The organism is Bacteroides cellulolyticus (assembly GCF_025567135.1).
GTDB lineage: Bacteria > Bacteroidota > Bacteroidia > Bacteroidales > Bacteroidaceae > Phocaeicola > Phocaeicola cellulolyticus.
In genome coordinates this window covers 216,986-243,203 of record NZ_JAOQJJ010000004.1, presented here as the reverse complement: position 1 = coordinate 243,203, position 26,218 = coordinate 216,986, and the positions used below count along the sequence as shown (strand labels likewise).

Annotated in this window: 24 protein-coding genes and 3 tRNA genes; 18 read left to right on the top strand and 9 right to left on the bottom strand. The window is 42.6% G+C overall.

Features of this window, described 5'->3' with window-relative positions; all coding sequences use genetic code 11:
- Positions 1-21 precede the first annotated feature (21 nt).
- Positions 22-1,530, bottom strand: a complete 1,509-nt coding sequence (locus tag OCV82_RS06770) for a sulfatase (RefSeq protein ID WP_154043694.1) — start codon at positions 1,528-1,530, stop codon at positions 22-24.
- A gap of 253 nt (positions 1,531-1,783) precedes the next feature.
- On the opposite strand from OCV82_RS06770, the gene OCV82_RS06765 reads away from it, so the two are divergent.
- Positions 1,784-2,557, top strand: coding sequence for a carboxylesterase family protein (locus OCV82_RS06765; protein WP_154043693.1), 774 nt, complete (start codon positions 1,784-1,786; stop codon positions 2,555-2,557).
- A gap of 15 nt (positions 2,558-2,572) precedes the next feature.
- Here OCV82_RS06765 and OCV82_RS06760 read toward each other — a convergent pair whose 3' ends face one another.
- Positions 2,573-3,454, bottom strand: coding sequence for a DMT family transporter (locus tag OCV82_RS06760; RefSeq protein ID WP_154043692.1), 882 nt, complete (start codon positions 3,452-3,454; stop codon positions 2,573-2,575).
- 120 nt (positions 3,455-3,574) lie between these two features.
- Between OCV82_RS06760 and OCV82_RS06755 the strand changes: the two genes are divergently transcribed.
- From OCV82_RS06755 to OCV82_RS06700, 12 genes are all read left to right on the top strand, one after another.
- Positions 3,575-4,600 (top strand): threonine aldolase family protein, encoded by a 1,026-nt coding sequence (locus OCV82_RS06755; protein ID WP_154043691.1) that lies wholly within the window; start codon positions 3,575-3,577, stop codon positions 4,598-4,600.
- A gap of 84 nt (positions 4,601-4,684) precedes the next feature.
- Positions 4,685-6,205: a THUMP domain-containing class I SAM-dependent RNA methyltransferase gene (locus OCV82_RS06750; RefSeq protein WP_154043690.1), complete on the top strand. Its 1,521-nt coding sequence runs from the start codon at positions 4,685-4,687 to the stop codon at positions 6,203-6,205.
- Positions 6,206-6,284: 79 nt separating this feature from the next.
- Positions 6,285-8,558: a S9 family peptidase gene (locus OCV82_RS06745; RefSeq protein ID WP_154043689.1), complete on the top strand. Its 2,274-nt coding sequence runs from the start codon at positions 6,285-6,287 to the stop codon at positions 8,556-8,558.
- A gap of 120 nt (positions 8,559-8,678) precedes the next feature.
- Complete coding sequence (purD, locus tag OCV82_RS06740; protein WP_154043688.1) at positions 8,679-9,953, top strand: phosphoribosylamine--glycine ligase; 1,275 nt, start codon at positions 8,679-8,681, stop codon at positions 9,951-9,953.
- 6 nt (positions 9,954-9,959) lie between these two features.
- A complete protein-coding gene (locus OCV82_RS06735) occupies positions 9,960-10,901 on the top strand; it encodes a hypothetical protein (protein WP_154043687.1) in 942 nt (313 codons plus the stop codon).
- Positions 10,902-10,907: 6 nt separating this feature from the next.
- Positions 10,908-11,366 (top strand): YqaA family protein, encoded by a 459-nt coding sequence (locus OCV82_RS06730; RefSeq protein ID WP_154043686.1) that lies wholly within the window; start codon positions 10,908-10,910, stop codon positions 11,364-11,366.
- Positions 11,367-11,388: 22 nt separating this feature from the next.
- Positions 11,389-12,057 (top strand): tRNA (5-methylaminomethyl-2-thiouridine)(34)-methyltransferase MnmD, encoded by a 669-nt coding sequence (gene mnmD, locus OCV82_RS06725; RefSeq protein ID WP_154043685.1) that lies wholly within the window; start codon positions 11,389-11,391, stop codon positions 12,055-12,057.
- Positions 12,058-12,085: 28 nt separating this feature from the next.
- The gene (locus OCV82_RS06720) at positions 12,086-12,970 is read left to right on the top strand and encodes a metal ABC transporter solute-binding protein, Zn/Mn family (protein ID WP_154043684.1); all 885 of its coding nucleotides are present in this window, start codon (positions 12,086-12,088) and stop codon (positions 12,968-12,970) included.
- A 2-nt stretch (positions 12,971-12,972) separates the two neighbouring features.
- Positions 12,973-13,746, top strand: coding sequence for a metal ABC transporter ATP-binding protein (locus tag OCV82_RS06715; protein ID WP_154043683.1), 774 nt, complete (start codon positions 12,973-12,975; stop codon positions 13,744-13,746).
- Between the two features lie 125 nt (positions 13,747-13,871).
- Positions 13,872-13,942: transfer RNA gene (locus OCV82_RS06710), tRNA-Gln, on the top strand.
- 372 nt (positions 13,943-14,314) lie between these two features.
- Positions 14,315-14,593 carry a LysO family transporter gene (locus tag OCV82_RS06705; RefSeq protein WP_154043682.1) on the top strand — a complete coding sequence of 93 codons (279 nt, stop codon included), beginning with the start codon at positions 14,315-14,317 and terminating at the stop codon, positions 14,591-14,593.
- Entirely contained in the window at positions 14,590-15,210 is a 621-nt protein-coding gene (locus tag OCV82_RS06700) for a lysine exporter LysO family protein (protein ID WP_154043681.1), read from the top strand. Before OCV82_RS06705 ends, OCV82_RS06700 begins: the two co-directional genes overlap by 4 nt.
- A 292-nt stretch (positions 15,211-15,502) precedes the next feature.
- Here OCV82_RS06700 and OCV82_RS06695 read toward each other — a convergent pair whose 3' ends face one another.
- Complete coding sequence (locus tag OCV82_RS06695; protein ID WP_154043680.1) at positions 15,503-17,197, bottom strand: SulP family inorganic anion transporter; 1,695 nt, start codon at positions 17,195-17,197, stop codon at positions 15,503-15,505.
- A 216-nt stretch (positions 17,198-17,413) separates the two neighbouring features.
- Between OCV82_RS06695 and rbr the strand changes: the two genes are divergently transcribed.
- From rbr to OCV82_RS06675, 4 genes are all read left to right on the top strand, one after another.
- Entirely contained in the window at positions 17,414-17,992 is a 579-nt protein-coding gene (gene rbr, locus OCV82_RS06690) for a rubrerythrin (RefSeq protein WP_154043679.1), read from the top strand.
- Positions 17,993-18,171: 179 nt separating this feature from the next.
- On the top strand, positions 18,172-19,452 hold the full coding sequence (gene eno / locus OCV82_RS06685) for a phosphopyruvate hydratase (protein ID WP_154043678.1): 1,281 nt from the start codon (positions 18,172-18,174) through the stop codon (positions 19,450-19,452).
- A gap of 171 nt (positions 19,453-19,623) precedes the next feature.
- Positions 19,624-19,700 (top strand) — tRNA-Asp (locus tag OCV82_RS06680).
- Between the two features lie 29 nt (positions 19,701-19,729).
- Positions 19,730-19,803, top strand: a tRNA-Asp gene (locus tag OCV82_RS06675).
- A gap of 180 nt (positions 19,804-19,983) precedes the next feature.
- Here the strand turns inward: OCV82_RS06675 and OCV82_RS06670 are convergent.
- Positions 19,984-20,160, bottom strand: coding sequence for a hypothetical protein (locus OCV82_RS06670; RefSeq protein ID WP_262543153.1), 177 nt, complete (start codon positions 20,158-20,160; stop codon positions 19,984-19,986).
- Positions 20,161-20,243: 83 nt separating this feature from the next.
- On the opposite strand from OCV82_RS06670, the gene OCV82_RS06665 reads away from it, so the two are divergent.
- On the top strand, positions 20,244-20,738 hold the full coding sequence (locus OCV82_RS06665; RefSeq protein WP_087408334.1) for a nucleotidyltransferase domain-containing protein: 495 nt from the start codon (positions 20,244-20,246) through the stop codon (positions 20,736-20,738).
- A 48-nt stretch (positions 20,739-20,786) separates the two neighbouring features.
- Here the strand turns inward: OCV82_RS06665 and OCV82_RS06660 are convergent, their stop codons facing one another.
- From OCV82_RS06660 to OCV82_RS06640, 5 genes are all read right to left on the bottom strand, one after another.
- A complete protein-coding gene (locus tag OCV82_RS06660; RefSeq protein ID WP_154043677.1) occupies positions 20,787-22,187 on the bottom strand; it encodes a coiled-coil domain-containing protein in 1,401 nt (466 codons plus the stop codon).
- Between the two features lie 226 nt (positions 22,188-22,413).
- Positions 22,414-23,367, bottom strand: coding sequence for a toprim domain-containing protein (locus OCV82_RS06655; protein ID WP_154043676.1), 954 nt, complete (start codon positions 23,365-23,367; stop codon positions 22,414-22,416).
- A gap of 207 nt (positions 23,368-23,574) precedes the next feature.
- Complete coding sequence (locus tag OCV82_RS06650) at positions 23,575-24,651, bottom strand: AAA family ATPase (RefSeq protein ID WP_071150059.1); 1,077 nt, start codon at positions 24,649-24,651, stop codon at positions 23,575-23,577.
- A 14-nt stretch (positions 24,652-24,665) separates the two neighbouring features.
- Entirely contained in the window at positions 24,666-24,974 is a 309-nt protein-coding gene (locus tag OCV82_RS06645; protein ID WP_025066904.1) for a DUF3853 family protein, read from the bottom strand.
- 220 nt (positions 24,975-25,194) lie between these two features.
- Positions 25,195-26,214: a hypothetical protein gene (locus OCV82_RS06640; protein WP_154043675.1), complete on the bottom strand. Its 1,020-nt coding sequence runs from the start codon at positions 26,212-26,214 to the stop codon at positions 25,195-25,197.
- Positions 26,215-26,218 lie beyond the last annotated feature (4 nt).

Sequence of the window (26,218 nt, the reverse complement as noted above, 5' to 3'; positions counted from 1 at the left end):
TATTAAATGGTTAACAGCGGTTTATGGTATAACGGGGTATAATGGTTTATTATCTTTTCCCACAGGATACTGGGCACCTTCAAGTTCAAGTCTTTTCACCATCAATTTACACAGTTCTCTTACTTTATCACTATTCTCCGATGCCACATCCTTTTTCTCATACGGATCATCAGCCAGATTATACAGTTTATACGATGGGACACCGTCTTTATCAGGATTATAATAATAAATCAGTTTCCAATCGCCTTTTCTATACGTGGTGAAGTAATTTCCCCTGTGTTCGTGAGGGAAATGTATCAATAAATCATCCCTACGGGTGTTGTCTTTCTTTCCGGCAAAAAGTTTCTTCATGTCGCTTCCGTCAAGTACATGACCTTCCGGAGCCTCTACACCTGCAATGGAAAGCACAGTAGGGTAGATATCCATAATTGTACCCATCTGCGTCTGTACATAATTGCGTGCGACAGGATATTCTTTCTGGAACTTGTTTGTATCGTCAGGTTTAGCCCATGCGGCAATGAACGGTACACGCACTCCTCCCTCGTATTCTGCCCCTTTCTTACCTTTCAGCGGGGCTGACGAACCATAATCGGCCGCGTCACCAAGAGGAGCGTTACTGCCGTTATCGCCCAGGAATATAATCATAGTGTTCTCGGCTATTCCCATTTCGTTCAGTTTGTCCATCAAATCACCAAGCGATTTGTCCATACCTTCCACAAGCGCGGCAAAAGCACGTGCATCATCCTTCTTTGTGCGAGGGTAATTATCTATAAAACGCTTATCGACATCCAGCGGAGTATGTACCGCATAGTGCGACATATTCAGATAGAAAGGTTTTCCTTCTGCCACAGCCTTTTGTATTTCCTTAACCGCCTCTATAGTAAGCGCATCTGAAAGGAAAGTATCAGTACCGTGATATTTTTCCAAATCAGGTACAGCCCTTTTTCTGTTACCGGCAATATGTCCATATCCGTTTTCACCAAGATAACTTCCCGGCTCACCTATGGATGAGCCTCCCACATTTACATCAAAGCCCAGTTTAATAGGGTCTTCACCCTCACTGCCGAAACATCCGAAATGCGCCTTTCCGATATGTATCGTCTTATAGCCTGCCTTACTAAGCACTAGAGGATAAATCATGTCAGTACGCTTAAGTCCTGTCCAGTTCCATTCATACGGTCCGTATGTATCGCGGTTATTGCTTTCAGAGTTAATCCAGTTTGTTGTGTGATGTCGTGCCGCATTCTGCCCTGTCATCATCGATGTCCTCGAAGGCGAACTCACGCTTTGTGCATAAAACGTAGAGAAACGCACTCCTTGTGAAGCTAGACGCTCCATATTCGGAGTTCTATACCACTCATTAAGCGGCTGCATTTCAGGTTCACCGTCATTATTTACAATAAAGGGTACAGAAGTATCCATCAGTCCCATGTCGTCAACCAGAAATACTATGATGTTCGGTCTGTCTTGTGCCGAAAGTAAAGATAAGAATGGCATACATGCCAAAGATGTGATTATAGATTTTTTCATATATAAGTTATTAGAAGTAAGTATCGCAAAGGTATGGAAATTATTCTATTTGACCATATTGTAAACATTAAATATCATGACAAGAAAGGATTAACGCCTTTAAATATAAGATATATTTATAGAAAGTTCCTAGATGTTATTCTAAATTTGAGGAATAAACAGTATTAATATTTTTCGAATATAATGGTTATTGCCTACCTTTGTGACTTGTGAAAAAATTAACCTGATTGCAAACTGACAATATCTGAAAATCATGAAAAAATTAAGTTTACTGTTTTTGTTGTTAATATCTAATATCAATATCATCTTTGCACAGGATTTATACGAAAAAAAAGTTTTTGTCTCCCAAAATGGGGACAGTCTTAATTATCGTCTGCTTACACCTGAAAATCAAATAAAAGGCAAAAAATATCCATTGGTATTATTTTTACATGGTGCCGGAGAAAGAGGAAGTGACAACCAGAAGCAATTGACTCATGGTGGACAGATGTTTTTAAATCCTGTAAATCGTGAAAAATATCCGGCATTTGTCTTATTCCCCCAGTGTCCTGAAAACGCTTATTGGGCTTATAGTGTTCGTCCAAGTTCTTTTACACCCGAGCAGATGCCACAAAACGAGGAAATGCCTATTACATTTCAGACGGTAAAAGAGATGTTGGATGGTTACTTAACAAATCCTGCCGTGGATAAATCAAGAATCTACATAATAGGACTGTCTATGGGTGCCATGGGAACATTTGATATGGTAGCCCGTTTTCCTGATATTTTCGCTGCTGCAATACCTATTTGCGGTACGGTAAATCCCCAAAGATTGTCTGCCGCCAAAGATGTAAATTTCAGAATATTTCATGGCGATGCTGACAATGTCGTACCGGTAGAAGGATCAAGAGAAGCATATAAAGCATTGAAAGCCACAGGCGCATCAGTGGAATATATAGAATTCCCTGGATGCAATCATGGCAGCTGGAATCCGGCCTTCAATTATCCGGACTTTATGGAATGGCTTTTCAAACAAAAGAAAAAATAAACTCAAAATCCGCAATCACCCTTTTCTGGCAGCAATATATACTCCAAGCATTACCAATATAACACCGGCTACGGCATAGCCGGTCAATGTTTCATCAAGAAAGATGGACGCTGCAACTGTTGTAAACAATGGGTTAAGATACAGATAGTTAGATGACATTATAGTGCCTATACGCATCAGTACTACATTCCATACAACGAAGCATACAAGTGAGGCCAAAACACTAAGAAACATTATGTTGAAAAATACCTCATGGTGAAGAAAACCTTCGACAGGGAATAAAGGCGGATTGACTACAAATGTGGGCAGAACACATAAAGCTCCGTAAAAGAAAACTTTCCTTGTAATAAAGACCGAGTTATATTTCTTCGAAAGTTTGTTTATTATCAGGCTATAGAATGCCCACGACAATGCAGCTGCAAGTGTCAGCAAGTCTCCTACGGGCGACAACTTCAGAATGACACTGCCGTTGAATATAAGAATAGCCACACCAACCAGTGCGACTAATGATCCTACAGCCCATCCACGCCCCACTTTACTGTCTTTGTTTACCCAAAGAGACATAGCGGTTGTTATCAGCGGAGTTATGCATATAATGAAAGCCACGTTAGTGGTTTGAGTAAACTGCAAAGCCGTATTTTCCGTGATAAAATACAGTGTACCACCGGTCAGTCCGGCAGCCAATAAAGTAAGCTCGTCTTTTACATTCTCTGAAAATATCCTGCGGGGCGAAATAAACCATATTCCGATATACGCAATCACAAAGCGTATAAAGAAAATCTCATGAGGAGTCAAACCATTGTTTATCAGAACTTTTGTAGATATAAATGTGGTTCCCCAAACAGCTACCGTCAGTATCGCCAGAATATGATATTTGGCATTGTGCAAACTTGTCATATCGTCTTCATAAATTTACACTGCAAAATTAGATATTTTTCAACATTAATCACTGATAAATTCTACTATATAAGAGTTATCATGCATATATTTGCACACGAATTATAAAATCATTCAACAATGTTATACTTTTACACAGACTATATGGAAGGGGCACACCCGGAAGTGATGCGCCGACTTATGGAGACCAATCTTGAACATACCACAGGATATGGTTCCGACCAATATACACAGAGAGCCAAACAGCTTATCAGAGAGGCTTGCGGACAACCAGAAGCCGCAGTTCATTTCCTCGTAGGAGGAACGCAGACCAACGCCACAGTGATAGATGCATTGCTCAGACATCACGAAGGAGTATTGGCTGCCGAAAGCGCACATATCAATGTTCACGAATCGGGAGCGATAGAGGCTACAGGACATAAGGTGCTGACTCTACCTCAATATGAAGGCAAAATCAAGGCTGAGGACATAGAGAAATATATATCTGATTTCTACCGCGACGAGACTTACGAACACATGGTTGCCCCGGGAATGGTTTATATCTCTCATCCTACGGAATACGGAACACTATACAGTCTTGAGGAACTGGAAAGCATCAGCCGTGTATGTCGCAAGGCAGATATTCCACTTTATATGGACGGAGCAAGACTAGGTTACGGTCTGGCGGCAAAAGGAACAGACGTAACACTGAAAGATGTGGCAAGGCTGTGTGATGTGTTCTACATAGGAGGAACAAAGGTTGGTGCCCTCTTCGGTGAGGCTGTAGTGGCAGCAAATCCGAAACGTCTGCCTCATTTCTTTCCTCTGATAAAACAACATGGTGCATTGCTGGCAAAAGGAAGACTGCAGGGAATCCAGTTTGAGACTCTGTTCACCGACGGGCTATACCTGAACATCGCAAAACACGCTGTCCGAATGGCAATGAAGCTGAAACAGGCTTTCAAGGACAAAGGATATAAAATCCATATCGACTCGCCTACAAACCAGCAGTTCGTATGTCTGCCAAATACAGAGATTGACAGACTTTCACCTCATGCCGGATTTGAGCTCTGGGGACCGCGCGGAGAGAAGGAAACAGTAGTAAGATTTGTCACCAGTTGGGCCACACGCGAAGAAGACGTGGACGCTTTTATAGAATTATTATAAGAAACACCGCTAAATCGTTGATTAAGCGACTGAAATTACGTAATTTTGTACCCTAAAACAAAATTACGTAATTTTTTTTCAAACATGAATCAAGAATTCGAGCTTATCGCCAAAACATTCCAGGGACTGGAAGAAGTATTGGCACAAGAACTCACTGAATTGGGAGCCGGCAACATCGAAATTGGTCGCCGCATGGTTTCTTTCACAGGCGACAAGGCAATGATGTACAAAGCAAACTTTTGCCTGCGTACTGCAATCCGCATTCTTAAACCAATCAAACATTTTACTGCCAACTCGGCCGACGAAGTTTACGATGCTGTAAAAAGCATTGAATGGGATGAATATCTTGACAATATGAGCAGCTTCAGTGTAGATGCTGTAGTATTCTCTGAAGAATTCCGTCATTCAAAATTCGTTGCATACAAGGTAAAAGATGCCATTGTGGACTATTTCCGCGAAAAGACAGGAAACCGTCCTTCGGTACGTATCAACAAGCCTGATCTGGGTATCAACATCCACATTGCAGAAAACCAGTGTACTTTGTCACTCGACAGCTCCGGCGAGTCTCTTCACCGCCGCGGTTACCGTCAGGAACAGGTAGAAGCTCCGCTTAACGAAGTTCTCGCTGCCGGAATGATATTGATGACAGGTTGGAGAGGCGAGTGCGACCTTATCGACCCTATGTGCGGTTCCGGTACTATTCCTATCGAGGCTGCACTGATAGCACGCAACATCGCTCCGGGTGTGTTCCGCAAAGAATTCGGATTCGAAAAATGGAAAGATTTCGACCGCGAACTTCTCGACTCAATCTATAACGACGACTCGCAGGAAAAAGAATTCAACCATAAGATATACGGTTATGACAACAATCCTAAGGCAAATGAGATTGCCACTCACAACGTCAAGGCTGCCGGAGTGAGCAAGGATATCATACTGAAAATCCAACCGTTCCAGCAGTTTGAACAGCCTGCAGAAAAGAGCATCATCATTACAAACCCTCCTTACGGTGAAAGAATTTCATCGGACGACCTGCTTGGTCTGTACAAGATGATAGGAGAGAGACTGAAACATGCTTTCACCGGCAACGATGCATGGATATTGAGCTACCGTGACGAATGTTTCGATCAGATAGGACTTAAGCCAAGTGTGAAAATACGTCTGATGAACGGTGCTCTGGAATGTCAGTTCCGCCAGTATCAGCTGTTTGACGGTAAATTCAAGGCATTCAGAAGCGGTGAAGAAGGCAAGAACTTCAAGGCCAAGAGCGAAGAAAGAAGCGAAAGACCAAGAAGAAGGAGTGATAAACCTGATTTCGGCAAAGGTGACCGCAAGGACAGAAAACCTTTCGGCAACGACAAAGGCGATAGAAGAGACCGTAAAGACGGCGATGCAAAACCGGTATTCAGAGGTAGAAGAGCTGGCGACGGAAAAGAATTCACACGCGAAAGAAAGAGCGAATTCAAATACCGTGACGAAAACAAGCCACGCACTCCACGCCCGTCAACAGACGACGGACGTCCTAAAGGCGCGCCTGCACCAAGATATATGCACAGCAGACGCAAGCCTGAAGATTTGCTGTCAACAGAAGAAAACAACGTTGATTAATTCATATCCTTGCAGGGTAAGGTTTTACCCAGCAAGGTTTCATATTTTTAAAACGATTCTATAACGTAACAGGAAAAACATGATTCTCAAGAACAAAATTATAACCCTATTGAGTATAATGGCACTTAATATCCCTACTACAGGAATCCTGGCACAGGAAAAGACTTCGTTCACACTACAGGATGTAATACCGGGAGGTGACAACTATTTCAACCTCATTCCGAAAAGGATGTCAGGCCTGAAATGGTGGGGCGACGTATGTATCCGCACAGGAGTGGAGGAGATAGTATCTATCGACAAAAAGAACGGAAAGGAAAAGACTATCATCACACTGGATGAAGTAAATACAGCATTACAGGCTGACGAAAAGACCAAGGGTATCAAGCAGCTACGTTCGCTCATGGGTGCTTCAATGCCTTGGGGAGAGGAAAAGGAAATACTTCTCTCGCACGATGGTAACATCATAGTCTATGACTTCGAAGACAAGGTTGTAAAATCGGCTATCAAAATAAACAAGGGAGCTGCCAATATTGATTTCTGCAAGGAAAGCATGACTGTGGCATATACAGTGGGCGACAACCTGCATATAGCTTCCGAGAAAATAGCAGACAAGCAGGTTAATCCTGACATCAACATTGAGAAAGCCGCATGCGGTGGTAACGATATACACGATATCGTTTACGGACAGGCTGTACACCGTAATGAATTCGGTATTTACAAGGGTACATTCTGGAGTCCTGAAGGAAAATATCTTGCTTTCTACCGCATGGATCAGAGTATGGTGACAGACTATCCGCAAGTAAATACCACTACACGCACAGCAACCCTAGAACCTGACAAATATCCTATGGCAGGCATGACAAGCCATAAGGTAACCGTGGGTATATACAATCCTGAAACCGGAAAAACAGTCTATCTGGATGCTGGCGACCCTACTGACAGATATTTCACAAACATATCATGGGCTCCGGACGAGGAAAACATCTATGTGATAGAAGTGAACCGCGACCAGAACTATGCACAACTCGTTAAGTACGATGCCGAGACAGGTAAAAAAATCGGTGTACTGTACGAAGAATCTCATCCTAAATATGTTGAGCCTCAGCATCCTCTTACATTCCTGCCTTGGGATGAAACAAAATTTATCTACCAGAGCCAGAGAGACGGATTCAACCATCTGTATCTGTTCGATACAAAGAAACCTAGACCTGTCACATTGGAACTGATAGAAGGTATGAACAAACACAAAGAATATGTAGAGGTAAAACAACTCACCAAAGGCAACTGGCTGGTACAGGATATCCTCGGTTTCAACGAAGCGAAAAAGGAAATCATCATTGCATCTACAGAGGTTTCACCTTTGCAGACTAACATCTACAGCCTCAACATAAAGAGCGGCAAACGTACTCTGATTGGCAAGGAAGACGGTAACCACAGAGCACAACTCTCTGCCGGTGGTACTTATATCATCGACAACATGACTTCGTTCAGTGTAGCAGGCGAAACAAGCATATTGCCTACAAACGGCAAAAAGGGTATTACTATCTTCACTTCAAGCGACCCTATGCCTGAGAAATTCAATATGCCTGAGATAACTCTTGGAACAATCAAGGCTGCAGACGGCAAGACTGACCTTTACTACAGACTTATCAAGCCGGTTAACTTCGACCCTAACAAGAAATATCCTGCTATTATCTACGTGTATGGCGGTCCTCACGCACAGATGATACACAACACTCGTTTCTACGATGCTCGCGGCTGGGACTTGTACATGGCTCAGAAAGGATATGTAATGCTTACAGTTGACAGCCGTGGCAGTGATAACCGAGGACGGGAATTCGAAAACTGTACTTTCCGTCAGCTTGGTGTGGAGGAAATGAAAGACCAGGTGGAAGGAGCAAAGATGCTGCAATCACTTCCATACGTTGACGCCAATAGGATAGGGGTACACGGATGGAGCTTCGGAGGATTCATGACTACAAACCTTATGCTTACTTATCCTGAGATTTTCAAAGTTGGTGTAGCCGGAGGTCCTGTTATCGACTGGAAATACTACGAGGTGATGTACGGCGAAAGATATATGGATACACCGGAAACAAACCCGGAAGGATATAAGAATTCTAATCTGAACCTGAAAGCTGGAAACCTGAAAGGACGACTGCTGATTATTATCGGCGGAGAAGACCCGACATGCGTTCCTCAGCACAGCTATACCTTCCTGCGTTCATGTATTGATGCAGGAACACATCCTGACTTCTTCGTTTATCCTGAATCAGGACATAACATGATTGGAACAGAAAGAGTTCATCTGCATGAACACATTTCGAGATACTTTGATGATTTTTTAAAATGAAGATAACAAGGTATCAGTTACAAGTTGACAAGGTTCTCTATCCGAATTGAAGCCTCGTTAACTTGTCAACTCGTCAACTTGTCAACTAATTAAGAACTTTAAAACTTAAAAACTCAAAATATGAAACTCTTACTACTTGGCTCAGGCGGCCGCGAACATGCTCTGGCATGGAAAATTGCACAAAGCTCAAAAGTTGAGAAATTGTACATCGCTCCGGGAAATGCCGGAACACGCGAAGTTGGTGAAAATGTAGCTATCAAGGCTGACGACTTTAATGCCATCAAACAGTTTGTCGTTGAAAACAAGGTTGACATGGTGGTAGTAGGTCCGGAAGATCCATTGGTAAAGGGTGTATATGACTTTTTCCGCGACGACGAGGCATTGAAGTCAATCCCTGTTATCGGTCCTTCTAAGGCAGGTGCTGTGCTTGAAGGAAGCAAGGAATTTGCAAAAGGATTTATGCAGCGTCACAATATCCCTACAGCAGGATACAAGAGCATTACAGCCGAAAACCTTGAAGAAGGATTGGCTTTCCTTGAGACTCTTGAAGCTCCATACGTACTTAAGGCTGACGGATTGTGTGCCGGAAAAGGTGTATTGATTCTCCCTACACTGGAAGAAGCAAAGAAGGAACTGAAGGAAATGCTTGGCGGTATGTTCGGAAGTGCTTCTGCCACAGTGGTTATCGAAGAATTCCTTAGCGGTATAGAATGCTCTGTTTTTGTTCTTACAGACGGAAAGAACTACAAGATATTGCCTGAAGCAAAAGACTACAAACGTATCGGCGAAGGCGACAAAGGTCTTAACACAGGAGGTATGGGTTCTGTTTCACCTGTTCCGTTTGCAAATGCAGAATGGATGAAGAAGGTGGAAGACCGCATCATACGCCCTACTGTGGAAGGCTTGGCAGAAGAAGGTATCGACTATAAGGGATTCATCTTCTTCGGACTTATCAACGTGAAGGGAGAACCGATGGTGATAGAATACAACGTACGCATGGGTGACCCAGAAACAGAAAGCGTAATGCTCCGTATCAAGAGCGACCTGGTTGACCTGCTCGAAGGTGTTGCAGAAGGCAACCTCGACCAGCGTGTTCTTGAGATAGACCCTCGCTCGGCTGTATGCGTTATGTTGGTATCAGGAGGATATCCTGAAGCATACGACAAAGGATTCCCAATGAGCGGTATCGAAGACGCAAAAGCAGGCGGAAGCATAGTATTCCATGCCGGAACAGCTGTTAAGGACGGACAGGTAGTAACTGCCGGAGGACGTGTCATCGCTGTAAGCTCTTACGGAGCAAACAAGGAAGAAGCCTTGGCTATGTCGTTCCAGAACGCCGGCAAGATACAGTTCGAGAAGAAATATTTCCGTTCAGACATAGGTTTCGATTTATAATATATCATGCGTAACCGCTTTCAATATGAGATAGCTACCGGGAGACTGACTCTTCCGGTAGCTATCATATTATCTGTCATTTTATGGGTAACAACATTTAATGACAAGATGGAAATCATCCCTTTCCTGACAGGAGGATTTGTCACATATCTTCTCATTGAACTTAACACATCATTTGCTTTGGTAAGAAGCCGTTCGTCATTGCCCTCTGCCTTATTTACAATACTTTATTCATCATCGCTGTTCATACATGAATACGGCAAAGGGGAATGTTGGATATTGTTGCTTTTCATGGGAAGCCTTTACTGTCTTCTGAGGAGTTATGAATCAAAGAATGTTCCGTCATATATCTTCCATGCCTTTCTATGGTTAAGTATAGGAAGCCTCATCGAACCGGGGATAATCCTATCGGCACCACTGATATTCATCGTCATGTCTCAGCTAAGGACATTGAGTGTCAGAACATTCTTTGCAGGCATAATAGGTTTATGTATTCCATATTGGATTATATCAGGATACGACATATACGCTGGCAACAGTCTTACTGTCCTTACATACTTCAATAATATATTCGAGTGGAATATCGAAGCTTACAGAACTATACCATTGCCACAAATTATAACGACCGGATGCATATTGTTATTGTCATCTGTAAGCGGTGTCAGCAGCATAATGACATCGCAAAGCGACAAGGTGAGAAACAGAATCATCATAGGAGTAATAAACACAATAGGTACTTATGAAACAATACTTATGATTGCACAGCCTGTTATGCTGAAATCCATACTGCCTGTGATAATCACCATGTGCGCCATCCTGTACGGATATATTATGATACAGAAGACAAACAAATTTACATATATATTTATGATAGCATCAATGGTTATAATAGCCATGTTGGCTGCGTATAACGTAATGATACATTTCTCATCTAACATAGGATTTTAAGTGGATATGGATACAATGCTTCAGTTTCTTACAGAATGGGGATATTGGGGAATGTTCATATCGGCATTCCTGGCAGGGACAGTACTGCCGTTCAGTTCGGAGGCAGTATTGCTGGCATGTATAGGACTGGGACTTGACCCTGTACTGTCCACACTATCCACAACGGCTGGAAACGCTCTTGGCGGACTGACATGCTACTGGATAGGACATCTTGGAAAAATGGAATGGATAGAAAAGTATCTTGGAGTGAAAAAGAAACAGATGGACAAAGCCGAGAGGTTTATCAAAGGCAAAGGATCGTGGATAGCATTTCTGTCCTTCCTGCCTGTGATAGGTGATGCTATACTGGTAGTACTGGGACTTATGAGAGCTAATGCGATTATAGTTGCAATATCCATGACTTTGGGAAAACTTGCCAGATATGCCATTCTGGTGGCAACAACCCTAAAGCTGATATCCTTGTAACAAACTATATAGAGTTTAGGTTATGGAAATAGAAAAGACTGCAGACGGAAGTTATACACTGTTCGTACCGGAACTGGACGAACATTATCACTCGGTGAAAGGAGCACTGACAGAGTCGGAACACATATTTATCAATATGGGGCTGAAACACTCGTCGGCTACAACTCCGCGCATACTCGAAATTGGGTTCGGAACAGGATTAAACGCATTCCTGACATCTCTCGAGGCCCAGAAAGAGAAAAGAAATATTTTCTATACCACGATAGAGAAATATCCTCTGGATATGGAAACAATAAAGCGGCTTGACTATCCGGAACTGATCGCGCCGGAAGAAAGTGAACTGTTTTATTCTATCCACAGTGCCGCATGGAACTCTCCGCAAACAGTTTCGGAATATTTCACAATAGAAAAGATTGAAGGCGACTTCACTGAATATCATTTCAAAAAAGGATACGACATTATATACTTCGATGCCTTTGCTCCTGAAAAACAACCTGAGATGTGGAGTCAGGAACTATTTGACAATCTGTATGAAGTGCTTAACGACAACGGGATACTGACCACATATTGCGCAAAGGGAGTTGTCAGACGTATGCTTCAGAAAGCAGGCTTCACCGTAGAACGACTTGCCGGTCCTCCGGGAGGAAAAAGAGAGATATTGAGAGGTACCAAAAAAGTATCCGACAAGTAGTATAAATACTTTAAATTTTAATCATAACATGAAAACATTATTATCAATAATATGCTTGCTTCTGGCATTGTCATCGTGCCAAAATGCCGAAAGGAACGACAAGCCTACAATAACTGTCACCATAGAACCGCTGAGATATTTCACTGAAACAATAGCTGGCGACAAGTTTAAGGTAGTAAGCATGGTACCGGAAGGAAGCAGTCCGGAAACATACGACCCTACTCCACAGCAGATGGTAAGCCTAAGTAAAAGTACAGCATACTTGCGCATAGGATATATAGGCTTCGAACAGTCGTGGATAGACAAGCTACAGGAGAATTTCCCTAAATTGCAATTCTACGATACTTCTGCCGGAGTAAACCTCATTCATCAGCAATGTTCGCACTCGCACAGCAAAGAAACAGTAGAAAATCACGCACATGGAGTGGAGCCACATATCTGGAATTCTACAGAAAATGCCAAAATAATAGCCAACAATATCTATAATGCCTTGGAAGAGCTGGATGCAAAGAACTCGGAATACTACAAGAACAATCTTGACAGCCTTACCCAAATTATAGAAAATACAGACGAGACTATAAAATCAATCATTGCCGATGCCGACAGGACATTCCTAATTTATCATCCGGCCTTGACTTATTTCGCCAGAGACTATGGTCTGGAGCAGATAAGCATAGAAGAAGGAGGGAAAGAACCGTCGCCTGCACATCTGCAGTCGCTCATAAAACTATGCAAGGAAAAGAACGCCAAAGTAATATTCGTACAGCAGGAGTTCGACATGCGAAATGCAGAGACCATAGCCAAGGAACTTGGAGTGGAAGTGGTTCCAGTAAATCCGCTGAACTACAATTGGACTGAAGAAATGGTAAATACGGCAAAGGCATTACGTACAAAAGAAGATACAGCAAAATAATAATGAACAACACCATAATAAAAATAGAAAATCTTTCTGCCGGATATGAGAAAAAAACTGTCCTGCACAACATAAACCTTGAAATATCAGAAAAGGATTTCCTCGGTATAATAGGACCGAACGGAGGAGGAAAGACCACACTGATTAAGGTTATACTTGGACTGCTTGAACCTACGGAAGGAAAAATAACATACTACAATAACGGAATACCCGCAGACAGGTTGGAAATAGGCTATCTGCCGCAATATAATTCAATAGACAAAAAATTCCCCATATCAGTATATGAGGTAATATTATCGGGATTAAACAAGCAAAAGACACTATTCAGCAAATTCACTAAAGAACATCATAGAAGAGTAGAAGAGACATTGGTTATGATGGGACTGGAAGGACTGGAAAACAAACCTATCGGACAGTTGAGCGGAGGACAGATGCAAAGAGCCTTACTAGGCAGGGCCATAGTATCAAATCCAAAGGCAATAATCCTTGACGAACCCAATACCTATATCGACAAACGCTTCGAAGCCAGGCTGTACTCATTGCTTGAAGAAATAAACAAGGAAAGAACCATAATTCTGGTAAGCCACGACATAGGTTCGGTATTGCAAAACGTAAAGAGTATAGCTTGCGTAAACGGTACATTGGACTATCACCCTCAAAGCGAAGTCTCTGCCGAATGGATAGAAGAAAAGCTGCAATGCCCTATAGAATTGCTTGGACACGGAGAATTGCCGCACAGGGTATTGAGGAAGCATAATCACGAAGGAGAACAATAGTGTTATTTTTCGATGATTTAATGATAAATATAAACCTGTAAGTACGAAAAAAGTTAAAGAAAATTTGGAAGATAACGTAAAAAGATAGTATCTTTGCCACGCATTTCGAAAGAAAGCAATAAGTTTGGACTATGGTGTAATGGTAGCACAACAGGTTTTGGTTCTGTTTGTCCAGGTTCGAATCCTGGTAGTCCAACACAAGGAAGCCTCAAGAGACAATCTCTTGGGGCTTTTTTGTTTATATAATTGTGTAATAAAAACGAATATTTATTCATCATTAATAATACACTATCAATTCGTAATATAATATACATATCAAATTGTAAGCAATATAAACATAAAATATTCGAATTACAGCACAAAACATTTTTCTTGTATATCAAATATAACTTAAAAGAAAAAAGCGTACCTTTGCGCCCGATTTCATGCAACACAAAAACTTATAAATTGATATTAAAAATGAAAATAATCTGGTCTATACGATCTTTTAATTTCACTAATGTGCCATAGAATATACTCCAAGCGAGGATTTTTATTTTCTATTTCTAATTTTAATTTATAACTTCACATGTTCATTTTTATTTCTATTATGGCAATCGGTGCCTTGATAGGCTATAGTCTGCGCAGTAAAAAAGACCTAAGCAAGGTAACTGTACTTATACAAATTGTAGTTTGTCTTCTTTTATTCATTCTCGGACTGTCGGTAGGGGCAAACAAACTAATAATTAACAATCTGACTTACTACTGCGAGCAAGCAGCAATAATATCTGCCTTAAGCCTCGTAGGAAGCTCTGTAGCAGCCATGCTGGTATTCAACATGTTTTTCAAGAAAGGAGCCGGAAAATGAAAGGAAGCATAATGATTCTGGTATTCTTTATATTGGGATGTCTGGGCGGTTATTTTGTTACAATGGATTTCGATGCGCATAAGCTATCGGTATATGTGTTGTATGTACTTATGCTTTTGCTTGGCATCAATCTTGGAGGTAATCAGGACATAAAAGGATTTGTATCACAACTGAGTTTTAAAATGCTTCTTGTACCAATGGCTACAGTGGCAGGAACATTCGTTTTCTCTGCAATTGCAGCATTTATTCTGAGCAGATGGAGCATATTCGACTGTATGGCAGTGGGTAGCGGTTTTGCATACTATTCTGTATCTTCAGTGCTTATAACCCAGCTTAAAACACCAAGTATAGGACTTCAGCTTGCCACAGAACTCGGAACTATCGCCCTGCTTGCAAATATATTCCGCGAAATGACGGCCCTGATTTGTGCCCCGGTAATAAGAAAATATTTCGGACAGCTTGCACCTATATCTGCCGCAGGTATAGGATCATCAGATATTCTATTGGCCACTATCAGCAAATATTCAGGCAAGGAGGCCATCCCATTGGCTATTCTTCACGGAATTCTGATAAACCTTAGCGTACCGTTCTTCGTATCGTTATTCTGTAATTTATAATAAGAAACAAAAACCGCCGGCTAGATATACATCACATATCTCTAGCCGGCGGTTTTTACTATATTTTATCGTACGAAACGTATAGACATAAAAAAAGGAGTACCGCTGTACTCCAACCTTTGTTAACCTTAAAATCTAATACTATGAAAAACACAGTACAAAGGTACGGACTTTCTGGTAATCTGCAAGTATTTCAGCCAAAAATCTATGCTTTATAACATAGTTTAATAAATAAAGAAAATGCTCCACGTTTGTTAACAACATGGAGCATTTATGTTAATTGTTAAAAGCTTTATTTTCTATTGAGTTCTTCAATTTCTTTTGTAGCTACAGCCAAGGCTTCATTTATATTGCTACAGATATTTTCTTTGCCAAGGAGTTCATAGAATCCTGATTTCTCAAGTGTCTTATGTACATGCTCGTTTACACCAGACAAGATGATATGTATATTCTCTTTCTGCGACATGTGGCAAAGTGTAGTAAGGTTATGAATACCTGTAGAATCGATAAACGGAACCTTACGCATACGTATGATACGAATCTTAGGTCTGTCACCCAACTGCGCCATCAAATCCTCAAATTTAGTTGCTATACCGAAGAAATAAGGACCGTTAATCTCATACACCTCTACACCGTCAGGAATAATAAGATGCTCTTCGTGTACTTCCATATCCGATTCCTTATTAGGGTCAAGCTCGTTCTTTATAACAGAAATCTGAGTAGTTTCCATCACACGTTTCATAAACAGCACACAGGCAATGAGCAATCCCACCTCAATAGCCACTGTCAAATCGAATATTACTGTAAGAAAGAATGTAATAAGAAGAACTGTAACGTCCGATTTAGGATTCTTGAGCAATCCCATAAACACTCTCCAACCACTCATATTATATGATACAATAACCAATACTCCGGCAAGACATGCCATAGGTATATACTGTGCAAGCGGCATTAAGAAAAGAAGTATCAGAAGAAGAACTATTGCATGTACAATTCCTGACACAGGAGACTTTCCTCCGTTATTGATATTTGTCATAGTACGGGCAATTGCTCCTGTTGCAGGAATACCTCCAAAAATAGGAGATACCACATTGGCAATACCCTGAGCTATAAGTTCTGTATTTGAATCGTGTCTGTCACCAATCACACCATCAGCCACAGCAGCAGAAAGCAAAGATTCTATTGCTCCAAGAACTGCTATAGTTATCGCTACAGGGAAAAGATTCTGTATAGCCTCCCAATTTATCGCAGGAACAGCTGCCGAAGGAAGCTCAGCCTTAATACTGAAACGATCGCCTATAGTATCAATAAATGTGATTCCTGCATACTGCTTCAGCAAATACACTCCTACAGTAACCAGAATAATGGCAACAAGCGACCCAGGCACCTTCTTTGAGAACTTTGGAGTTATAGCTATGATAAACACACTGACTACACTTACTATGGCATTCCACCAGTTCACTGTATCAAAATGTCTGAAATAGAGCATCCATTTACCAATGAAATCTCCAGGAACCTTCTCTCCCCTGAAATCAAGGCCAAAGATGTCTGCTATCTGTGTAGTAAAGATTGTTACGGCAATACCACTGGTAAAACCTATAATAATAGGATAGGGGATGAACTTTATAACAGTTCCCAACTTGAATACACCTAATAATATAAGCAAGACTCCCGCCATCATAGTGGCAACCATAAGTCCGCTCAATCCATATTGCTGGATAATACCGTAGATGATAACAATAAAAGCACCTGTAGGACCACCTATCTGCACCTTACTGCCACCAAGGAACGAAATGATAAATCCAGCCACAATAGCCGTAATGATACCTTTCTCAGGAGTTACACCTGAAGCAATACCAAACGCGATAGCCAACGGCAAGGCTACAATACCTACTATTATACCCGCCATCAAATCAGTCATGAAATCTGATTTACTGTAATTCTTGAGTGTAGAAAACAGTTTAGGATGAAACTCAACCCCTTTCATAAAACAATCTTATTTCTATTTATAAATATTTTTTTGCAAAATTACGTATTTTCTGCCATATAACATACTTTTATAACTATATAAATTATGATTTGAGGCTAAAAGCTTAAAAGATTATAAATTAAAAATTGTAATAATTACAAATTTGAATAAATATATTACATTTGCAGTGTGAAAATAAAACAAGAAGTCTAACCCAACAAAATAACTACAATTATGGAAAAAAGCATCAAAGGAACAAGAACAGAGAAAAATTTGGCAATCTCATTTGCAGGTGAATCACAGGCTAGAATGCGTTACACTTATTTTGCAAGTGTAGCAAAGAAAGAAGGTTACGAACAGATTTCTGCAATCTTCACTGAAACTGCAGATCAGGAAAAGGAACACGCAAAACGTATGTTCAAATGGCTTGAAGGCGGAATGGTAGAAATTACAGCCAGCTATCCAGCAGGCGTAATCGGTACAACACTTGAAAACCTGAAAGCAGCAGCTGCCGGCGAAAACGAAGAATGGTCATTGGATTACCCACGTTTTGCTGACATTGCAGACGAAGAAGGTTTCCCTGCAATCGCAAAAATGTATCGTGAAATTGCCGTAGCTGAAAAGGGACACGAAGAAAGATACAGAGCTTTCGTTAAGAATATCGAAGAAGGAAAGGTATTCAAGAAAGATGTTGAAACAGTATGGCAGTGCCGCAACTGTGGTTATGTACACGTAGGTACAGAGGCTCCTGAAATATGTCCTGCATGCCTTCACCCACAGGCTTATTTCGAAGTTAAGAAAAACAACTATTGATAACAGTTCCTTATAACATATAGATACACAGGTTGCCTTGGTAAAATGTACCTACATTTGCCACAGCAACCTGTTTTCTTTTATACCATGACATTAAAAATACCAACTTTTAGGTATTGTAAATAATGATGGAGATTTCCATCTTTGTAAAATATAAAACAAATAAACAATTTAAGATTATGAGAATAGAATCAATCAAAGGACGTGAAATTTTGGATTCACGCGGAAACCCGACAGTAGAAGTAGAAGTTCGTCTTGAGTCAGGAATTACAGGTAGAGCATCTGTTCCTTCAGGAGCATCAACAGGTGAAAACGAGGCTCTTGAACTGCGCGATAATGACAAAAGCAGATACGGAGGTAAAGGCGTATTGAAAGCTGTATATAACGTAAACAATGTCATTGCACCTGCACTTACAGGTTGGTCCGTGCTGCAACAAAGAGCTATAGACAAGAAGATGCTTGAACTGGACGGCACTAAGACCAAATCAAAGCTTGGAGCAAACGCAATTCTAGGCGTATCGCTTGCTGTAGCAAAGGCAGCCGCAAACTATCTTAACATCCCTCTCTACAGATACATTGGCGGTGTGAATACATACACTTTGCCTGTACCTATGATGAACATCATAAACGGAGGCTCTCACAGCGACGCTCCTATAGCCTTCCAGGAATTCATGATTCGTCCTGTAGGTGCAGAATCCTTCCGCGAAGGACTTAGAATGGGGGCAGAAGTATTCCATGCCCTTAAAAAAGTACTTCACGACAGAAGACTCAGCACTGCAGTAGGCGATGAAGGTGGATTTGCACCTTCACTCAACGGTACAGAAGACGCTCTTGAGTCAATAATCTCTGCCATCAAAGCCGCAGGCTACGAACCGGGAAAAGACATTATGATTGGTATGGACTGCGCTTCGTCAGAGTTTTACAAGAACGGTATATACGATTACACAATCTTCGAAGGAGAAAAAGGAAAGAAACGTACTTCTGACGAACAGATTAACTATCTGGAAGAATTGATAAACAAATATCCTATCGACTCAATAGAGGACGGTATGAGCGAAAATGACTGGGATGGATGGAAGAAACTTACAGAAAGAATCGGTGACAGATGCCAGCTGGTTGGCGACGACCTGTTCGTTACTAACGTGGAATTCCTCTCAAAAGGTATAGAAATGGGATGCGGAAACTCAATCCTGATAAAAGTAAACCAGATTGGTTCGCTGAGCGAAACACTCGATGCAATAGAAATGGCACACAGACATGGCTATACTACTGTTACATCACACCGCTCGGGAGAAACAGAAGATGCCACAATAGCAGACATCGCTGTAGCAACCAACAGCGGTCAGATAAAGACAGGTTCTTTGAGCCGCTCGGACAGAATGGCAAAATATAACCAGCTTCTCCGTATCGAAGAAGAGCTTGGAGACCTGGCAAAATACGGATATAAGAGAATAAAATAACTTGCCCATAATTCAACGATTATCACCTCAAAACAGCCGGATTTCGGTAAAAAATGAGGTGATAATCACTTTTTTTGAAAAAAAATCGGTCAAAGTATTGCAAGTACGGAAAATTGTTGTACCTTTGCACCGCAATTGAGACATAAAACAACTCAAAAGCCGAGAATAATTGGTGCGTTAGTTCAGTTGGTTAGAATACATGCCTGTCACGCATGGGGTCACGGGTTCGAGTCCCGTACGCACCGCCAACAAAAAAAATAAACAGTTAGAAATAATTGGTGCGTTAGTTCAGTTGGTTAGAATACATGCCTGTCACGCATGGGGTCACGGGTTCGAGTCCCGTACGCACCGCAATAGACATTGGAAATCAATGTTTTACAAATTAAGCACCCGATTTTACACCCAAGAATGTAAAGTTGGGTGTTTTCGTATTATTTATGATTATAAAGGGAGAGTATAAAAGTTTTTTGTCGATGCGTTCATAGGATTTATGTGCCTGATGTTTGCCGGGGGTATTGCTTATGCCATTTATCACGCCTTGTTCATTGCTGTTGTCCAGCAGAATATCGCTTCGGAAATTCTCGGGCGCACGTTTTCTTTGATATTTAGTCTGAGCACGCTCTCTTCCTTGTTGGGGATATTGGTATCGGGATATTTGGCTGAAAACATGAGTATTGCAACCTTGTTTGTAATCTGTGGGACGCTCATTGGAGCGGTCGGAGTAGCCGCGTGTTTCATCTCTTCGATAAAATCTCTGCAATAACATATTTATCACAAAGACATCGTTTATTATGACAAAAAAAGAACACATTACGATTTCAGACTTATTCCAAATATTGGATTTATTGGAAAGTACAGGCGTGAAGTATTGGCTCGATGGAGGATGGGGCGTAGATGCCCTGCATGGAGGGCAAACCAGAATCCATAGAGATGTGGATATTGATTTTGACAGCCGTTATACCGACAAATTGATTGCCTTTCTTCAGGAAAATGGTTTCGTCATAGAAACGGACTGGCTTCCTGCGAGGATGGAATTATACAGCGTCGAATTAGGGTATATAGACATACACCCGTTTATATTGAATGAGGATGGTACATCCAGACAAGCGGATTTGCAAGGTGGTTGGTATGAATTTCAGTCGGACTATTTTGGTGAAACTACTTTGGATGGCAGGGTTATTCCATGTATTTCATTGAAAGGGCAAAAGATATTCCATTCGGGATATGAATTGCGGGATAAGGATATTCATGACTTATCTATTCTTGATGCTATTTCAAAATCATAATTAAAAGCTGGAGGATCAATTCCCCCAGCTTTTTCAGCCCTCGTTACATCATAACTTGAATCCTCTACTTTTTCTTGGCTCTTCTGTTTTTCGTAAACCTTGCCGAAGTTTCTCCCATTGTTCTTTGAACCATTCGCCAATCGGTTGCCTGTTTATGGTCAGTACCAGTTTACTGTCATTGGTCGGATTCTTTTCCACTTTGAAAATATCATTCCTGATGTCAAACTTCCGTCTGTGCTCTTCGGAATAAATCCTGCCATTGCACCTGATAGCCTCTTTCTTCGTCAGAAGGCTCTCTATCATTTCTTTGGTGAAGCCGATGGCAGTGCATAGCTTTTCCATTCTCAACATTTCTTTGAGCATCGGGAACCATTTGAACGCCTTTTCAAGAATAGCATTCAGTCGTGATATTTCCTTGTCTTTGGCTTCAAGCTCCAGATTGTGTATTCCTTGCAGATTACGTATCTGCTTGCCGTGCTGTTCCTGCATGTGCCGCATTTGGGCTTTCAGGTCATCAATTCCCTTATCCCGTTTGGCTATTTCCTGATGCAATTCTTCATTGGATAGTTCCAGTTTCTTCATTTTTCCACTGCCGAAAAGAGAACCCACTCCGCTCACTATGACCGTAGCGGCATCGGTGGCTGCGCCTTTGAGCTTGTCCGTGCGTATCTCCGATTTCACCTGACGGAGTTCCTGTTCGGCAAGGTTTATCTGTTCTTCTTTGTGCCGCTTTGCTGCATCCATGCGTTGCAGTTCGGCTTTCTGCTTCTCAATGATGAAGTCGTTCCGTTCCAAATGTTTTTTGCCTGTTACAGCCTTTGACTGCCCACGCTCCATCAGCAGGATATCAGATGCCAAGTTTTGCATTTCGGTCATATCCTCATCATTGAGTTTGCGGCTCTTGCCTGTATCGTGGTTCATCCAGTCAAATACGATATGGGCATGGTAATTCGGTTTGAACCACCTTTCGCCTACTTGGAAACTCTCCATGTCCTCCGGTGCGGGCTGACCGTTCAGCCAATGCCCCTCGTCTTTGTGGAGGAAGATTTGGAGCGGTGTAATGCCCCATCGCCTTTGGCACTCTTCGCCAAACCTACGCACATCCTCCAGCGTGGTGTCCTGTCTGATTAGCAATACACCCTCACGGATGGGAGAACATCCCGCCACCTTGATAATCTTGCCATTCTTCCCTTTGCGCTCACGCTCCTTTTCCTGCATGGCACGGCCTGTCTTTTCTTTGACCATGCGTTTGATGTTCTCATAGTGCGTCTGCAATTCGGGACTGCCGAAATCCGGATTTATCCATTGTTCGTTATCAGCCGTAAGTTCGGACACGATGTAGATTTTGGACTTGCCGATGTTGCGCATATACTCGGCAGTCCTCCGGTTATGAGCCTCGCTTGATGCCACGTTGCAAGGCTTGATATGTATGCTTGATTTTGTTGCCATCTTTTCAATTTTTGATTCGGTAATTACTAATTTTGTTTGCTGCTTTCCGCTCATAACCGCATGGGGGTCTTAGGGGTGCAACCCATAAGCGGAGTTTCCAAAGAGAGGGTCACTCTTTGGTCGGGGTTCTCAGGGGTGAAACGCCCTGAGTGGGTCATTAGGGCAAAGCCCTAATCCCCTCGGGAGAGCCCACAACTACGCAAGCGAAGCGTGTAGTTATAGTGGGCTATAACCGGAAGCCTTTCGGTTTCTTGGATAGCGTGTCATTCTTCTTTCTGACGGATTGCATTTGCTCATCAGCCATGCGCTTCTGCAAATACTCGTTCAGGTCTTTGCATCCGCAGTAGATTTGTGAAGCGTCCCGTATATGCCGGGTGCTGTCGTATTCCTTGCGGATTTGCCGCAAGGCTTCCATTCCTGCACGGTCATTGTCAAAAAAGCAGTGGATGCGCTCATAGCTCCCCAACGGGTAGAGTGCCTTGGAAACATTGGCGACAGAGTTCAGCACCATGTAATCCTGCCTGTCGAAATCGGGGCATTGCGGACAGCTTTCGAGCCGCAGGGTCAGAAATGAGAGATAGTCCATAAATCCCTCAAAAACGTAACAGGTGTCCTTCGGTTCTCCTTGCTGCCGTATGTGGGTGATGTCTTTCGGCGCGATACAGCCCTTGAAATATCGGTTGCGTATCTCATAGCCGCCCAATATGTTCGGAAACGCAACGGCGAAGTACCGCTTGCCGTTGTGCGTAAACCGTGCCTCCCTGCATTCTCTTTTCGCCAGTGCCGGATTGATACCCCTTTCCTGCAAATAAGCGAGCAAGGCAGGGGAAGAAAGCGGCACGATTTCCAACTGCTGGAAACTTGTCTCCGTAAAGGACTGCTTGCGAAAAGAGAAAGAGACGGGGCGCACGTGCGGTGCCTGTTCCTCTATGCGTTTCAGAAGGTACGGCACACTGTCCGTTGCATAGAGGCGCGAAGCCAGTGCGATGATGTTGCCGCCCTTGCCGAGTGCAAAATCATACCATTGGTTCCGCTCGGTGTTCACCTTGAACGATGCTTCGGTTTCCTCCCTGAACGGCGATTTGTACCAGAGATTGGTGCCCTGCTGCTTTACCGGGCTATATCCCAAGCTGTGAAGATACTCTTCCAGCCTGATTTGTTTTGCTGTCTGTATATCCATAAATGATTGTCTTTATCGGTTATCGTTTGTTTTTCTTTTCGCCAGTACCTTTTCATATAGGTTACTGGCTGTATAACCACTTCACTTTATTGTCGTATATATAGAATACGGCTTAAAGTGAAGCGGTTTGATGCTACCCTGCAACCACTTCGCTTTATCCTAATATATAGACCCGGAGAATAAAGTGAAGTGATTGCAGGAAGCGTGTCAATAGTGGAAATCCGGTTCGTATCTGTACTTCCTGCCATTTTCCTGCACTATCATCCGCTTGTTCTTCAACACTGTGATGAGTTTAACCAGCTTGTTGTCGCTTAACGGAACACCCACCAAGGCATACGACTCTTTCAATGCTTTGCTCAGTTCCTTATATCCGTATTCGTCCTGCAACGAAAATGCTGCTTCCAGTGCTATCCGGTGTTGTTGCTCGGAAATGTCCTTGCAGGCATCAAACCTTTCGCCTTGGGGTCTGCCGGGCGCTTTGGCTTCTGTCTGGTAATCCTCCATCAGTTCAGGCAATGCCCTTTCATTGATGCGGAAGGCAAACGGCTCGAAGTCCATCGCACGGATGTGCATGGCGGAAACCTTGCTGATGTCCCCGTTACTTTTGTCCTTTTCAACGAGCAGTACGGTTTCAGCCTTGTTGTTCAGTTCCGTGCCGATATGTCCCCTTGCGTTCTCATCCCCCTTGTTCTGGTGGAGTATCGTGTGGATATGTATCTGCCTGTCGTCCGTCCACTGCATCAGTTTCGATATGATGCGTGTCGATTCGCTGGGGCTGTTGATGTCATACACCATGTCACGGATGCCGTCTATCACCACCATACCGAGGTTCGGTGTATGGTAGATTGCCTGTTCGACAATCCTTATGCGTTGCTCCGGCGTATATTTCCGCAGGGCAAGGAACTCAAGGTTCTCGTTGTCCCTGTCATCGGGCAGCCCTGCCATGCGCATGATGCGTTCCATCACATTCAGGCAGTGGTGGGGGCTTTGCTCCGTATCGACATACAGCACTTTCCGCTTGGCTTCGGGAAGTTCAGCCGCATACCTGAGCACCGTGCCGTTCTTCAAAGCCGCAGCCACGATAGCCGACACATTGAATGTCTTCTTGCTTTTGGCTTTGCCGATGGATGCACTGAAATTTCCCAACGTGCCGATTACAGAACCTTTCACGCTGAGGATTTCTGGCGCTTTCTCGTATTTTCCCGACAGGCTAAGCCGTGAGGCTTGCCAGAGGATTACCGCCTGTTCGTCCGATATTTCCCGGATGTCTTTCATATAGTCCATAGCAATTCCTCCCGTTACTTGCGTCCGCCTGTTTTCTTCCCTGCCAGTTCAAGGGCAAGTTCCGCATCCACGATAATCTTGCGCCCTATCTGGGTGATAGCCTTGTCTATTTTTCCGCTTTTCTTTATGCGGTTGGCGGTGGGCAGGCTGCATCCGAACAGTCTGGCTATGCCGGGTATTCCGTACACATACTTTCTGTTTGTGTCCGTTACGGGCTGCGGCTGCGCTTCCGTCTGAACGGAAGCGTGTCTGCTTAACATTATGAACTCTTCACCCGTCATCTGCCAGACGGGTTTGGATAATAATTCTTGTAGATTTTGCATAGTTCTACTTTTTTGATTCAACAATCAGCCCTGCGCACTGGCTGTTATTTCTGTTCTCGAACGGTGCAAAATTAGGTAGGGTTATGGGTGGTAAGGATGGGGACGGTATAATCCGAGCATCGCTGTATCTTATTGAATATCAGAAAATAAAAATACCACTCAAAAATTAATTTGAGTGGTAAAAGTGGAACTTTCGTAAAATATCAGGATATGTCACCGATTATCTGAATATATGCTCCATTTCTTTGGCGAATTTCTGGTTGCTGTCACTGGGGAAATCAGAAACTGGCTCCTTGTACTTGGACTTGTAGTAGCTGTCATCAATATCCAGCAGTTTCAGTATCCCGGCTTTCCATTTGTCCTTGTCCTGTTTGGAGAGTTTTTCGCTCATGAGGAATATCAGATAGCATACACGTATCTTCTCTCTCGGTTTAATTCTCAACTTGCAGTTGCAGGGGTGCAAGTTCATATTGGCATAAAAATCCGGTGCGGAAATTTCCTCGAACTGTTCTCCAACACATACCTCATGAATGAGCGAAAGCAATTTCATGCTGAAATACTCTTGTTGTTCATCCGCCGTTTCCTGCTGACTGATTGGCTTGCCCGGCTCGTCCTGTCGTTTCCCGTCAGGAATGTATTTCTTCAATATATCCAGAAAAAGGCAGCTTTGACGGTACATGTCCGCACAACGGTTCTTCATATATTGGAATGCCTCTTTCCTTGCTGCCTTTTGCTGGTCATAGAGTTCATTCAGTTTGGCTCTTTCCTTGTCATATTCAGCCTTGCAGCGTTCATATTCTTTTTCAGCCTGTTTTTCCTCTTCGGCAGTATGTTCCCTGTAGCCAATGGAATCATACCTGTTGTTGGCTTCATTCAGCGGCTTGCTTAGGCTCCTTGTTACATCCTGTTGGGCTTCAATTTCAAGGGAATACCTTTCCATGTGTCGATAGCAAGCACGCTCTACGGCACTATCACTCAACGGGCACACCTCATAAGCCTGTATGCTCTTTTCTATTTCGGTTTTCAGGCTGTTGAGTATCAAGGTGTATTGTTCTTTTTGCCTGTCAAGCACCAGTTCAAGGATAGCAGCCTCAAAAGACTTCATGTCATTGTATTCCTGACAGAAATCGGAAATGAATTTTTGTCTGTCAAAAGAGAAAACGCGATTGTCTATATAGTCCCTGTATATTCTATTGAGTTCCCCGTATCGGGGAATCATCGTCTGTATCTTGTCTGCCATAGGT